Genomic DNA, 399 nt, shown 5'->3' on the forward strand with positions numbered 1-399 from the left:
GGTTTAAGTTAATTCAAATTTGCTAAAAACATAGGGTGCATTGCCTGTATGGAAGCTAACCCGGTAACGTCTTTTGACGAATAGTGCATGTTACCGGCTGGCAATATGAGAATATAAATGAAACTTCTGATTAACTGGCCTCCTTTGCGCCAACTGATACATTATATCCGGGAGCGTTTTACCTTTCTGTTCCTGCTCTGCTGGCCGGCGATCATCTGGCTGGTTTGCCGGGCGCTTGTCTGGTTAACGGATGGATTGATGGTTCTTCTGGGTAAACCCACCGACCACTCGTTTACCGTGTATCTTCAGCCGCTTATGACGCTAAGTGCGCTGCTGAGAATTTCCGTCAGCTGGGTGCTGCTGCTGTTTATCCTGTTCAGCATGGCGATGGGATTCACC

At 47.9% G+C, this 399-nt stretch carries 1 protein-coding gene; it reads left to right on the top strand.

Going from position 1 to position 399, the window contains the following annotated elements; all coding sequences use genetic code 11:
* Positions 1 to 117 precede the first annotated feature (117 nt).
* The coding region (locus WCE05_RS26310) for a hypothetical protein (protein ID WP_368816883.1) at positions 118 to 399 on the top strand (282 nt) is incomplete at its 3' end.

Origin of the sequence: Pseudomonas sp. I2 (genome assembly GCF_040984075.1) — a bacterium.
GTDB lineage: Bacteria > Pseudomonadota > Gammaproteobacteria > Pseudomonadales > Pseudomonadaceae > Aquipseudomonas > Aquipseudomonas guariconensis_B.